The 13,089-nt window shown below is 65.2% G+C and carries 11 protein-coding genes; 8 read left to right on the top strand and 3 right to left on the bottom strand.

From position 1 onward, the window contains the following. The 3 genes from L0D16_RS03990 to L0D16_RS03980 are packed head-to-tail and all read left to right on the top strand — an operon-like array spanning window position 1 to window position 5,396. Window positions 1-2,664, top strand: a complete 2,664-nt coding sequence (locus L0D16_RS03990) for an AAA family ATPase (protein ID WP_243030154.1) — start codon at window positions 1-3, stop codon at window positions 2,662-2,664. After that, complete coding sequence (gene dnaG / locus L0D16_RS03985; protein ID WP_243030153.1) at window positions 2,643-4,373, top strand: DNA primase; 1,731 nt, start codon at window positions 2,643-2,645, stop codon at window positions 4,371-4,373. The genes L0D16_RS03990 and dnaG overlap by 22 nt, the downstream gene beginning before the upstream one ends. A 39-nt stretch (window positions 4,374-4,412) precedes the next feature. After that, on the top strand, window positions 4,413-5,396 hold the full coding sequence (locus L0D16_RS03980) for a malate dehydrogenase (RefSeq protein ID WP_243030152.1): 984 nt from the start codon (window positions 4,413-4,415) through the stop codon (window positions 5,394-5,396). Here L0D16_RS03980 and L0D16_RS03975 read toward each other — a convergent pair. Both L0D16_RS03975 and L0D16_RS03970 read right to left on the bottom strand, forming a co-directional pair. Continuing rightward, complete coding sequence (locus L0D16_RS03975) at window positions 5,393-5,899, bottom strand: phosphoribosyltransferase (protein WP_243030151.1); 507 nt, start codon at window positions 5,897-5,899, stop codon at window positions 5,393-5,395. The two genes, L0D16_RS03980 and L0D16_RS03975, sit on opposite strands and share 4 nt — an antisense overlap. Beyond that, window positions 5,899-7,116 (bottom strand): aspartate kinase, encoded by a 1,218-nt coding sequence (locus L0D16_RS03970; protein WP_243030150.1) that lies wholly within the window; start codon window positions 7,114-7,116, stop codon window positions 5,899-5,901. Before L0D16_RS03970 ends, L0D16_RS03975 begins: the two co-directional genes overlap by 1 nt. An 88-nt stretch (window positions 7,117-7,204) precedes the next feature. On the opposite strand from L0D16_RS03970, the gene L0D16_RS03965 reads away from it, so the two are divergent. Then, a complete protein-coding gene (locus tag L0D16_RS03965; protein WP_243030149.1) occupies window positions 7,205-8,335 on the top strand; it encodes a class I SAM-dependent methyltransferase in 1,131 nt (376 codons plus the stop codon). Window positions 8,336-8,551: 216 nt separating this feature from the next. Next, window positions 8,552-9,841, top strand: a complete 1,290-nt coding sequence (gene rpoD / locus L0D16_RS03960) for an RNA polymerase sigma factor RpoD (RefSeq protein ID WP_423247856.1) — start codon at window positions 8,552-8,554, stop codon at window positions 9,839-9,841. 3 nt (window positions 9,842-9,844) lie between these two features. Here the strand turns inward: rpoD and L0D16_RS03955 are convergent, their stop codons facing one another. Continuing rightward, window positions 9,845-10,345 (bottom strand): 2'-5' RNA ligase family protein, encoded by a 501-nt coding sequence (locus L0D16_RS03955; RefSeq protein ID WP_243030147.1) that lies wholly within the window; start codon window positions 10,343-10,345, stop codon window positions 9,845-9,847. A gap of 138 nt (window positions 10,346-10,483) precedes the next feature. On the opposite strand from L0D16_RS03955, the gene L0D16_RS03950 reads away from it, so the two are divergent. The 3 genes from L0D16_RS03950 to ribF are packed head-to-tail and all read left to right on the top strand — an operon-like array spanning window position 10,484 to window position 13,008. Further along, a complete protein-coding gene (locus tag L0D16_RS03950) occupies window positions 10,484-11,599 on the top strand; it encodes a hypothetical protein (RefSeq protein WP_243030146.1) in 1,116 nt (371 codons plus the stop codon). A 58-nt stretch (window positions 11,600-11,657) separates the two neighbouring features. Beyond that, complete coding sequence (locus L0D16_RS03945; RefSeq protein ID WP_243030145.1) at window positions 11,658-12,146, top strand: NUDIX domain-containing protein; 489 nt, start codon at window positions 11,658-11,660, stop codon at window positions 12,144-12,146. Further along, window positions 12,124-13,008, top strand: a complete 885-nt coding sequence (gene ribF, locus L0D16_RS03940; RefSeq protein ID WP_243030144.1) for a riboflavin biosynthesis protein RibF — start codon at window positions 12,124-12,126, stop codon at window positions 13,006-13,008. Before L0D16_RS03945 ends, ribF begins: the two co-directional genes overlap by 23 nt. The last annotated feature ends 81 nt before the right edge of the window (window positions 13,009-13,089 follow it).

Raw genomic sequence — 13,089 nt, 5'->3', positions numbered from 1 at the left:
ATGCGCTGCGAATGCGGGCAGAAAAACCCCCCCGAGGCCCGTTTTTGCATGGCCTGCGGCCGGGCCCTGGGGGCCCTTTTGCCCGAGGAAAGGCGGTATGTAAGCGTTCTCTTCTACGATCTGGTGAACTCCAGCCAGCACTTCCAAGCGGGCCTCCAGGTGGCCTACCAGCACCTGCAGGAGGCCCTCGAGGAAGCCGCTCGCGTGGCCCGGGCCCAAGGAGGTTTCGTCCACCGCTTCCTGGGGGACGGGATCCTGGTCCTCTTTGGGGCCCCCAGGGCTCGGGGCAAAGAGCCCTGGCGGGCCCTGGAGGCCGCCTTGGAGATGGTGCGCACCTCCCCTTTGCCCGCCCGGGCCGGGGTGGCCAGCGGGGAGGTGCTTTGGGCCCCCTTGGGAAGCGGCCAGGCAGGCGAACCCACCGCGGTGGGCCCCCCGGTGGTCCTGGCGGAGCGGCTCAGCAAGATGGCCCTCCCGGGAGAGGTGCTCACCGAGCCCCAAACCCTGGCCCTGGCCCGAGGGGTGGAGGCGGAAGGCCTGGGCCTCCGGGAGGCCAAGGGCCTGGGAACGGTGGAGGTGTCCCGGGTGAAGGCGGTCCAGGTAGGGCTGGACCCGGACGGCCAGGCTCTTCTGGACGTGCTTCAGAAAACCTTCGGCCGCTTCCCCGCCCGCCTGAACCTGGTGGGCCCGCCGGGAAGCGGCAAAACCCTTCTTCTGGAGAAGTTTTTGGAAGCCTTTCCTCACCCCGTGGTGGTCCTGGAGCGCATGGGGCCGGAAACCCCCTTGCGGACCACCCTGCGCCAGGCGGTGGAGAAGGCCTTTGGTGAACCGGAAGCCCTCTTAGCCCTGGCGGACCTTTCCCCCGAGCTTGCCCTGGCCTGGCGCTACAGCCTGGGCCTCGAGGAAAAGGGCCCCGAAGGGGCTAGGTTGGCTAGGGTGCCCCGCCCTCCCTGGGAACGCACCACCCTGGAGGCGGCCATTTACGAAGCCTGGAAAAGGGTTTTGCAAAACCTGCCCCACCCCCTCCTCCTGGTGGCCAAAAACCTCCATGCCCCAGATCGCATCCTGCGGGCCCTTCTTCGGCACCCTTTCCCCAACCTCTCGGTCCTGGCGGAAAGCCGCAGGCCCTTATTCCCGCCTATCCTGGAGGTCCAGGGCCTCAAGGCCCCTCCCCTACTGGCCCTGCAACCCGCCCTAGACGCCCTCCCCCCGGCGGAACGCCAGGTCCTTTTGATCCTTGGGGTGCTGGAGCAGGACTCCCCCCTCCTGGAGGAAGAAAGGCGCAAAGGAGACCTGGTGGAGCTCCTGCAGGTGCTAGCGGGCACCTTTTCCGCCGAGCGCCTGGAGGAGGAGGGCCTGGTGCAAGGGGGCAGGGTCCTACCCGAGATCGCCCAAGCGGCCCGGGCCCTCGTGCCGGAGGAGCGGGCCAAGGCCTGGCACCAGGCGGCGGCCCGCTTTTACCGGGAAAAGGGGGCCCTCTGGCCCATGGCCCACCACCTGAAGCAGGCCGGGCAGGTGCAGGAGGCGGTGCAGGCCCTGAGGCTTCTCGCCCAGGCCGCCTGGCGGCAAGGCCACCCCGAACAGGCCATTCCTCTTTACCACGAGGCCCTGAAGGCCGCCCCACCCTCCTGGCGGGAGGCCTTGGCCAAGGAGCTCCAGGATGCCCAGGCTTCCTTAGGCCAAGCGGAGGAGGCCCCAGGGGGCCCTAGGTCCGAAGACCCCGTGCTGGAAGCCCTCCGCCAGGCCCAGCATCCCTTACACCTCCTTCCCCTCCTGCCCAGCCTCAAGCCCTACCCCCTGGAGGAGGCCCAGGCCAGGCTTAGGGTGGCGGGGGCCCTTTGGCGGGCCTTCCAGCCCCGGCAAGCCCTGGAGGTCCTCACCGAGCCCCATCCCCTTATCCCCGCTTCCCTACGCCTCCACCGGCAGAGCCTAAGAGCGGGCCTCCTCATGGACCTGGGCCGCTACGCCGAAGCGGAGGCCCTGCTAACCGAGGCCCCGCCCGGGGACCTGGAGTCGGAAACCCGCTTCCACGCCACCCGTATCCGCCTCCTTCTGGAAACCGGCCGCCTCCCCCAAGCCCTGGAGGAGGGCGAGGCCGCTTACCACCGGATGCCCCACCCCTGGCTGGCTGCCGCCCTCCTCTCCACCTGGACCCTAAGGGGGCGGTTCCGGGAGGATCTCTTCCAGGCCGCCCTGCACCACCCGGACGGTAAGGCCCTGGGGGTATTGGCCCTGGCCCACCACCGCTGGCAAAAGGGCCATGATCCCACCCCCCTCCTGAAGGAGGCCCTGCGGGAGGCCAGGAGGCTTTCCAACCCCTACGTGTACCACCTGGCCCTGACCTCCCTGGCCCTTTACCTCTGGCCCAAGGCCCCAAGAAGGGCCCAGACCCTCTCCCAGTACCTCCTCTACCAGACCCACCGCACGGGCTTCGCCGTACACCTGGAGGTGGCCCGGCTCCTAAGGGCCCAGCTCCTCCTTGAAGGGGGGGAGAGGGTGGAACACCTCCTGGGATTCACCCCCTCTGTGCCCCTAACTCACGTCTGGCAAAAGGTCCTCCTGGGGGAGGAACCCCAAGGGGACCTCCGGGGATACGGTATCCTGGGAAGGTGGGTCCTGAGGCTTTGGCGTGAGCGGGGGGTAGGATGGAGGCGGCCCATGCGGTAGAGGCCATCAAGCGTCGCCTCTCCCTAAGGGAGGTGGTTGCCCGGTACGTGGCCCTAAAGCCCGCAGGCCGCGGCCGCTGGAAAGGTCTTTGCCCCTTCCACCAGGAAAAGACCCCCTCCTTCTACGTGGACGAAGAGAAGGGGCTCTTCCACTGCTTCGGTTGCAAGGCGGGAGGGGATCTCTTCGCCTTTGTGGAAAGGATTGAAGGCCTGGACTTCCGGGAGGCCTTAGAGCGCCTGGCGGAAGAGGCAGGGGTAGAGCTCCCCAAGGGCGGGGCTCCCGCCAAGCGCCGGGAGCTTCTGGATGTCCTCAAGCTTTCCCAGGAGTACTTCCTGGAGGGGCTCAAGGCCTCCCTCGAGGCCCAGGCGTATCTGGAGGGCCGAGGCCTCAACCCGGAAAGCATAGCCCGCTTTGGCCTGGGCTATGCCCCCCCCAAGGGGGATGGCCTCCTCACCCACCTGAGCCGGCACGGCATCAGCCCGGAGGAGGGCCTTAAGGCCGGGGTCCTGGCGGAAAAGGACGGGCGCTTCTACGACCGCTTCCGGAACCGCATCACCTTCCCCATCAAGGACCAGCTGGGGCGGATCGTGGCCTTCACGGGAAGAGCCTTGGGGGAGGAAACCCCCAAGTACCTGAACTCCCCGGAAACCCCCCTCTTCCGCAAGCGGGAGGTGCTCTTCGCCTACCCCGAGGCCAAGGCCAAACTGCGCGAGGGGCGGGTCATCGTGGTGGAAGGGCTTTTTGACGCCATCGCCCTCCACCAGATGGGCTTCACCGAGGCGGTGGCGGTTTTGGGCTCGGGGCTTTCCGAGGAGCAGGCCCACCTTTTGGCCATGCAGGAGGTGCGGGAGGTCTACCTGGCCTTTGACGCCGACGAGGCCGGACAAAAGGCCACCCTGCAGAGCCTGGACCTCTCCTTGGCCCGGAAGTTCCTCTTCTATGCCGTGCGCCTGCCCCGCAAGGACCCCGGGGAGCTCCTTCTCCTCCCTGAGGGCCCGGCCCTCTTCCAAAAGGCCCTGGAGGAGGCCCTCCCCGAGGTGGAGTTCCGCTTCCAGGAGGCCAGCCGGGGCCTCGACCTAACCCGGCCCGAGCACAAGCGCAAAGTATTGGAAGCCCTCACCCCCAGGATGCTCTCCCCGGAGCCCTTTGATCCCGTGGCCGACCGCCTCAAGGCCCTGGTGGTGGAGCGGTTAGGGCTTTCCCCGCGCCAGCTGGAGGACTACCTGGCCAGCCTCAAGCGGGGCAAACGCCCACCCCCCCAACCCCCCAAGGCCGAGCCCAAAAACCGGGTCCTCCTTTTGGAGCTGGACGTGATGGCCCTCCTCCTCTCCCTGCCGGAGGAGCGCTTCGCCGAGTGGGTGCACCACACGGCCCTTCACGTATGGCCCCCGGAAGGCTCCCTGCTCTCCGAGTTCTTGGAGCTGGCCAGCCGCGAACCCCGACGGGATTACCTGCGCCAGGTGCTAAGCCGCAAAGAAGCGGGGGGCATCCTTCTGGAAAGGCTGATGCTGGTCCCCTCCATGGACGAGCCCAGGTTCCCAGAACTCCTGGAAAAAACCCTGGCCCGCTTGCGGGAAGCCTATTACCTGGAGCGTCGGGCCAAGCTGAAAGAAGAGCTTCACCGCAACCCCAGCCTGGAGATCCTGCGAGAAATCCAGGAACTGGACCAGGCCATTGAGGCGGAAAGGCGCATCTACCGTAACCTTTGAGGTAGAATCCTTTTGGGCATAGGCCCATGGAGGTACAGGATGAAAAGCCCCGTTCGCGTGGCGGTCACCGGCGCCGCAGGCCAGATCGGCTACAGCCTTCTTTTCCGCATCGCTGCAGGGGAGATGCTGGGAAAGGACCAGCCCATCATCCTCCAGCTCTTGGAGATCCCCCAGGCCCTCAGAGCCCTGGAAGGGGTCATCATGGAGCTGGAGGACTGCGCCTTCCCCCTCTTGGCGGGGATCGTGGCCACGGACGACCCCAAGGTGGCCTTTAAGGACGCCGACTACGCCCTTTTGGTGGGGGCGGCCCCCAGGAAGGCGGGCATGGAGCGCCGCGACCTCCTGGAGATGAACGGTCGGATCTTCACCGAGCAGGGCCGGGCCCTGGCCGAGGTGGCCAAGCGCCAGGTCAGGGTCCTGGTGGTGGGCAACCCCGCCAACACCAACGCCCTCATCGCCTACAAAAACGCCGAGGGCCTGGATCCCAGGAACTTCACCGCCATGACCCGGCTGGACCACAACCGGGCCAAGGCCCAGCTTTCCAAGAAAACCGGGGTTCCCGTGGACCGCATCCGCCGGATTGCCGTATGGGGTAACCACTCCTCCACCATGTTCCCCGACCTCTTCCATGCGGAGGTGGACGGCAAACCCGCCTTGGAGCTGGTGGACATGGAGTGGTACGAAAAGGAGTTCATCCCCACCGTGGCCCAAAGGGGAGCGGCCATCATCCAGGCCCGGGGTGCCTCCAGCGCCGCCAGCGCCGCTAACGCCGCCATTGAGCACATCCGCGACTGGGCCCTGGGCACCCCTGAAGGGGACTGGGTTTCCATGGCCATCCCTTCCGACGGCTCCTACGGGGTCCCCGAGGGGATCGTCTACTCCTTCCCCGTCACCGCCAAGGATGGGAGGTACGAGATCGTCCGGGGTTTGGAGATCAACGACTTCGCCCGGAAGCGGATGGAGATCACCGCCCAGGAGCTTCTGGACGAGATGGAACAGGTAAAGGCTCTGGGGCTCATCTAGGGCTTCCGCACCCCACCCTGGCCCAAGGCCAGGGTGGCTTGCGTTTTCCTCCAGGCCTCCGGGGCCCAAGGGTAGACCACCCAGGCCTCCGTGGCCTCGGCGTACACGTCGGGTTGGTCCGGCACCTGGTTCCGGCCGGGCTTGAAGTGCAGGGTGGCCACCAAGGGAAAACCGCCCGCCTGGCGCACCCGGAGCTTCACCGCCAGGGCTGTCCGCCCCGAGTCCCACACGTCATCCACCACCAAAACCCTTTTGCCAAAAAGCACAGGATCCGGGGGAAACTGCAAGAACACCGGCTCAGGAAGAGCCTCCTCCCCCTCGTAGAACCTCACCGCTGCCGTCACGATGTCCCGCATTCCCAAGGCCTGGGCCAGAAGGGCCGTGGGGATGAGCCCGCCCCGGGCGATGCCCAGGATGAGGTCAAACTCCTCCCCCGGAAGCCTCCCAACCAGGTGGCGCACCAGGCGAAGGAGATCCTCCCAGGAGAGGAAGGTCCTTTCCATCAGGGCTTATCCAGCTCAAAGGCCTGGTGCACCGCCCTTAGGGCCGCCTCGGCATACTGGGCGGGGATGATGACGGAGATGCGCACCTCGCTGGTGGCGATCATCTCAATGTTGGCCCCGGTGGAGGCCACCGCCTGGAACATCTTGGCGGGGATCTCCGGGGCCGAGGCCAACCCCACCCCCACGATGGAGACCTTGGCGATGTCAGGGCGGAGAAGGGCCTCCCCCCCGATCTCGGCCAGGACGGGTTCCAGGGCCTCGAGGGCCTCCTGGGCAAAGTCCTTCTTCACGGTAAAGGCCATCTGCTGCCGGGAAGGATCGTGCCCGGGAACCCCTTGGATGATCATGTCCACGGCGATGCCCCGCTCCGCCAGGGCCTGGAAGACCTTGGCGGCGATCCCCGGCTGGTCCGGGATCCCAATGAGCCCGATCTGGGCGTGGTCCAGATCCAAGGCCGCACCCGTCACCACCTTGCCCATCTCCATGTTGACCTCCTTCACCAAGGTACCGGGGTTATAGGAGAAGCTGGAGCGCACGTGGAGCACCACCCCGTAACGCTTGGCATAGTACACCGCCCGAGGGTGGAGTACCCTGGCCCCCAGGGCGGCCATCTCCAGCATCTGGTCGTAGCCGATGGCCTCCAGTTTGCGGGCCTCGGGGATCAGGTGGGGATCGGTGGTGTAGACCCCTTCCGTGTCCGTGTAGATCTCGCACTCCTTGGCCCCCAGGGCAGCGGCAATGGCCACGGCGGTGGTGTCGGAACCTCCCCGGCCCAAGGTGGTGATCTCCCCCTCGAGGGTGGTGCCCATGAAGCCGGCGATCACCGCCACATACCCTTGGTCCAAAGCCTCCTGAATGCGGGTAGGGTTTACCTCCAGGATGCGGGCATCGCCAAAGCGCCCATCGGTGAGGATGCCGATCTGGTGTTGCACAAACCCCCTGGCCGGGATGCCCATGGCCCATAGCTGCATGGAGAGGAGGGCCACGGAAACCTGCTCCCCGGTGGTGGTGAGGAGGTCCAGCTCCCTGAAAGGTGGTCTCGGATTCACCCGCTTGGCCAAGGCGATGAGCTCGTCGGTGGTGTGGCCCATGGCCGAGACCACCACCGCCAGCCTATGCCCCTTTTCCCGGTAGTGGGCGATGCGCTGGGCCACCTTGTGGATGCGCTCCAGGTCCCCCACGGAGGTGCCGCCATATTTTTGCACGACCAGGGCCACGTCTGCCTCCTTGCCGCCATGGGGGCGGCTTGAAAAGGAATACTATCACATTTGCCCATCCACCCCAAGCCCCGTATCCTGGAGCATTGTGGGCCTGACCCTAACCGAGTACCACCACCTCACCCCCTTACCCCGGCCGGGAGGGGTGCTTTACGTGAAGCCGGGGGCCCGGGGATACCGGGATCCGGTCTATGAGCTCCTGCAAAAAGTGGTAACGCCTTACGGGGAAAAGGCCCTGGACCTCAACCCCGGGGTGGGCCTGGGAAGCCTTCCCCTGGAAGGCCGGATGGTGGTGGAGAGGCTGGAGACCTCCAGGGCCGCCTTGCGGTGCCTCGAGGCCAGCGGCCTAAGGGTCCGCCTGGCCCCTCCCTGGGAGGCGGAGGAGAACGCCTACCACCTGGTGGTCCTGGCCCTGCCCGCAGGCCGGGGCACCGCTTACGTGCAGGCCACCCTGGTGGCCGCCGCCCGCGCCTTACGGATGGGGGGGCGGGTGTATCTGGCCGGGGATAAGAACAAGGGGTTCGAGCGCTACTTTAAGGAGGCCCAGGCCCTCTTGGGCTACGGCAAGGTGCTGAAGCGGGAAGGCCCGGTGCGGGTGGCCCTTCTGGAAAAGGAAAAAGAGGCTCCACCCCTACCCGCCCTCTGGCACCGCTTTGCGGCCACGCTTCTCGGAGAGTCCTTCACCTTCTTCCACCTCCCTGGGGTCTTTTCCGCCGGGAAGGTGGACAAAGCCTCGGTGCTTCTTCTGGAGGCCCTGGTGGGGGAGGTGGGCCGGGAAGGCATCCGGGGAAAGCGCATCCTGGACCTGGGGGCAGGCTACGGGGCCCTCACCCTGCCCTTGGCCCACATGGGCGGGGAGGTGACGGCCCTAGAGGACGACCTGGTCTCGGTCCTCTCCTTGAGGAGGAACCTGGTGGAGAACCAGCTCACCGCCCTGGTACTCCACTCCGATGTGGACGAGGCCTTGACAGAAGGCCAGGCATTTGACATCATAGTTACGAACCCCCCTTTTCACGTGGGGGGAGCGGTTATCCTGGATGTGGCCCAGGCCTTCGTGGAAGCGGCGGCGGCCCGGCTAAAGCCGGGCGGTGGGTTTTTCCTGGTGGCCAACCCCTTTCTCAAGTATGAGCCCCTACTGGAGGAGCGCTTTGGCGCTTTTAGGACGCTTTTGGTGAGGGAGTACAAGGTGCTTTTCGCCCAAAAGGCCAACCGGGGATAGAAACCCCAAGGAGGGAGGTCCGCGTTGAAGAAGAGCAAGAACAAGGCAAAGCAGGTTACCGCTGGGGAAGAGGAAAGGATGTCCGTCCAAACCCAAGAACCCACCAACGCCCTAGGGAAATCCCCCAAGGCCTCCCCGGCCAAGGCAAGCCCTGAGGGGGCCGCCTCGGAAAAGCGGGGGAAAACCCCTCCCCAGGAGGAAACCCCCCTCGAGGAGATGGCCCCAGCTGCCCAGGATCCCCAGAGGAGCTATCCGGAGGAGGGGCCGGAGGAACCCCAGCCCGAGGTGGAGGAGCCCGACCTCGCCCCCGAGATCTTCCTGGAGGAGCCCCTGGACCCCATGGGGGAGGAGGGCTTCCTGGAGGCCGACGACCTTCTTCTCCCCGAGGAAGGGCCTTCCCCGGACTACCTGGGCGAGGAGCTCTTTGAGGAAGAGGAGGAACTGGCCCTTCCCAAGGTTTCCACCTCCGATCCCGTGCGCCAGTACCTGCACGAGATCGGCCAGGTTCCCCTCCTCACCTTGGAGGAGGAGATCGAGCTGGCCCGCAAGGTGGAGGAGGGCATGGAGGCCATTAAGAAGCTCTCCGAGGCCACGGGCCTGGATGGGGATTTGATCCGCGAGGTGGTCCGGGCCAAGATCCTGGGCTCCGCCCGCATCGGCCAGATCCCCGGCCTAAAGGAGAAACTGGACCCCAAGACGGTGGAGGAGATTGACCAAAAGCTCAAAAGCCTCCCCAAGGAGCTTAAGCGCTACCTGCACCTCGCCCGCGAGGGGGAGGCCGCCCGCCAGCACCTCATAGAGGCCAACCTGAGGCTGGTGGTTTCCATCGCCAAGAAATACACCGGCCGAGGGCTCTCTTTTCTGGATCTAATACAGGAAGGCAACCAAGGCCTCATCCGGGCGGTGGAGAAGTTTGAGTACAAGCGGCGCTTCAAGTTCTCCACCTACGCCACCTGGTGGATCCGCCAGGCCATCAACCGGGCCATCGCCGACCAGGCCCGCACCATCCGCATCCCCGTGCACATGGTGGAGACCATCAACAAGCTCTCCCGCACCGCCCGCACCCTGCAGCAGGAGCTGGGGCGGGAACCCACCTACGAGGAGATCGCCGAGGCCATGGGCCCGGGCTGGGACGCCAAGCGGGTGGAGGAAACCCTGAAGATTGCCCAGGAGCCGGTTTCCCTGGAAACTCCCATCGGGGACGAAAAGGACAGCTTCTATGGGGACTTCATCCCCGACGAGAACCTGCCCTCCCCCGTGGACGCCGCCGCCCAGAGCCTCCTGGCCGAGGAGTTGGAAAAAGCCCTCTCCAAGCTTTCTGAGCGGGAGGCCATGGTGCTGAAGCTGCGCAAAGGCCTCATAGATGGACGGGAGCATACCCTCGAGGAGGTGGGGGCCTACTTTGGGGTCACCCGGGAGCGCATCCGCCAGATTGAGAACAAGGCCCTGAGAAAGCTCAAGTACCACGAGTCCCGCACCCGTAAGCTCCGGGACTTCCTGGACTAGCCCTCACCCGGTACCCAGGGGAAAGCGGGCCACCTCCAAGAGGTGGCCCTCGTTTTCGTCCCGCACCAAGGCCACCTCCCTCACCATGAAGGAATGCCGGGGTGGGGGCGGAAGGCTTTGGACCAGCCCCTTAGCCTCCTCTTCGGAAAGCCCCAGGGCCAGGGTAAGGTGGGGTAGGTAGCTGGGGCCCTCAATCTCCTTAAGGGGCGGGGCCAAGGGCTCCAAGGCATGGTAGAGCCGCCGGAAAGGCGTACCCCCGTAGGCCCTCAGGTAGACCACCCCTTGGGGAAAATAGCCCCAACTCCCCAGGCGCAGGCGAAAGGGAGCATGCCCCCGGAGGATGCCCGAAAGGGCGATCTTCAACGCCTCCTCCTCGTAGGGCCAGTCAAAGGGCTGGCGCAGGTTGAGGTGAGGAGGGCCAAAGCCCCTCACCCCATACTGGGCCTGCAGGCCTTCCAGAAAACCCTTCAGGTCTTCCGGCGGCCACACCAGCACCCCATACATGCCGCCCAGTATACCCTCTGTACCTGGATACCCTACCCCTGGCTATCGCGGGGGAACGTGCCCCCGCTTGCGGGGACACCTTGCCCTTGACTCAGGTGGTAATGGGGGTATGTAATGGACGCGTAAGGGGTGATGCTTATGAAAAAAGCCCTTTTGGTCCTCTTGGCCCTGGGCCTCATGGTAGCCCTTTCCAACAAGGAGGCTATCCAAAAGGAATGGGAGCAAAGCGCCCATAATAACGGGGTGATGGGGGCCAAGACCCTGAGCGTGGCCACAGTGGAGGCCCGAGCCGAGGGCGCCGCCCACTGCGCCCGTTGCCACAGCGAGCAGGGCTTCATCGCTTGGCTGGACCAGCTTAAAAAGGGCAACCCCGGAAACCTGGTGGGTCCGGACGGCAAGCCGGCCACCGTGGACTACCTCAAGTCCCTGGGGCTGACCAGGGACCAGGTCAGACCCATCACCTGCAAGGCCTGCCACGACGAGGAGGGGGATTTGCGCCTGGTGCACGATACCCCCATGTTGCCCTCGGGGTTTAAGGCCACGGCCGTGGGCAACGCCGCCCTGTGCATCGCCTGCCACAACTCCCGGAACGGCCGCATTACCTGGAACACCGAGGACCCTGGCCGGTATGTGCCGCCCCACGCCTCCAGCCAAGGGGACGTAATCCTGGGTAAGAACGCCTTCTTTGTGGATGACACCAAGGAATGGCCCAACCCCCATGCCTTCTTCACCGGGAACGCCTGCTCCACCTGCCACATGAGCCTGGCGGGTACAGGGGAGTACTCCAGCCACACCTTCAAGACCCCGGAAAACCTCTGCGCCTCTTGCCACGGTACCAAGTACACCAAGGAAATGGTCCAGGAAAACACCAACCACCTCCTCTCCCTGCTGCGTAGCCAGGTGAACGCCCGGGTTCTGGCAGTAAGGGACCGCATTAAGACTGTCCGGGCCTATAACCCGGAAACCGGCCAGTTCGCCCCCAACACCCCGGTGCAGGCTCCGGTGTACCGAGTGGACATCGTTTCCATCGCCGGGCAGATCGCCTTCAAGATGACGCTCACCGACGGCACCGTGCTCTACAGCCAGCTTGGGGATATCCGGGACGAAAAGGGCCAGCCCGTCTTCCTCACCAAGGACCCCATCGTCCGGGCCAGCTGGAACTATCTCCTCCTGGTGAACGACGGCTCCAAGGGGGTGCATAATCCCACCTACACCCGCGCCGTCCTCCTGGCTACCCTGAACGCCCTCCAGTGATTCCCTTGCGGTAACCCCGGGGGGTGTCCCCCGGGGCCGTTGGCCTTAACATGGGGACGTGAGCCGCACCTACCTCTACCGGGGCCGCATCCTGAACCTGGCCTTGGAAGGCCACTACGAGATCGTGGAGCATAGACCAGCGGTGGCCGTCATCGCCATGAAGGACGGGAAGATGCTCTTCGTGCGCCAGCCCCGGCCTGCCGTGGGGCTAGCTCCCCTGGAAATCCCCGCTGGCCTTATGGAACCTGGGGAAGACCCCTGGGAAACTGCCCGGCGGGAGCTGGCCGAGGAAACAGGCCTTACGGGGGACCTTACGTACCTTTTCAGCTACTACGTTTCCCCAGGCTTCACCGATGAGAAGACCCACGTCTTCCTGGCGCAAAACCTAAGGGAAGCAAGCGCAAACCCCGACGAAGACGAGGCCATAGAGGTGGTCTGGCTGGAGCCGGAAAAGGCCTTAGAGATGCACCATAAAGGCGAGGTGGAGTTTTCCGCCACCGGTCTGGTGGGCGTACTTTACTACCATGCTTTTCTCCGAGGTCGCTGACGTCCCCAAAGGGGCCAAGGTGGTGGCCGTGGGCTCCTTTGATGGGGTGCACCTGGGCCATCAGCACCTTTTGCACCTGGCCCAGGCCGAGGCCAAGAGCCTTCACCAGCCCCTTTTGGTCTACACCTTTGACCCTCCCACCAAGGTCTTCACCCGGGGGGAGGGGTTCCTGATGGACCTTACGGAAAAGGTGGAGGCCTTAAGGGCGCTAGGGGTGGAGCTCATCCTGGCGGTAGCCTTCAACGAGACCTTCGCCCAGAGGGAGGCGGAGGAGTTCCTGGAGGACCTAAAGCGGCTGGGAGCCAGCCGCATCTATGTGGGGGAAGACTTCCGTTTTGGCAAGGGAAGGACCGGGGGGCCCGAGGACTTGGCCCGGGTGGCCCCGGTGCGCACGGTTCCCCTTCTGACCCTAGGTGGGGAACCGGTGAAAAGCAGCCGCATCCGCGCCCATTTGCAAGAGGGCCGGGTGGAGGAGGCCCGCCACCTTTTGGGCCGGCCCTATGGGGCTTACGGGGTGGTGGTGGAAGGGGAAAAGCTGGGGAGGAAGCTCGGCTTTCCCACCGCCAACCTGGCCGTCCACCCCCAGAAGGTCCTTCCCCCCGGGGTGTTTGCCGTGGAGGCCCAAGGAGCCTTTGGCCGCTATAAGGGAGTGGCCAACGTGGGCACGAGGCCCACCTTAAACGGGAGCGAGCGGCGCCTCGAGGTCCACCTCCTGGGCTTTGCCGGGGAACTCTATGGGGAGGAAATGCGCATCGCCTTCCTAAAGCGCCTGCGGGAGGAACGGCGCTTCCCTAACTTGGAAGAGTTAAAGGGCCAGATCGCCAAGGATGTGGCCCTGGCGCGGGCCTATTTCGGCCTCTGAACCCTCTACACCTTAAAACTGTATTCCCGTTTCTTGACAGCTGAAGGGTGGTGAGCTAGGCTTTCAAGCCTAGGAGGAAAC

It is taken from the genome of Thermus altitudinis, assembly GCF_022760835.1.
GTDB lineage: Bacteria > Deinococcota > Deinococci > Deinococcales > Thermaceae > Thermus > Thermus altitudinis.
Note: the sequence above shows the minus strand (reverse complement) of the source record. Positions and strands in the feature narration are given on the sequence as shown.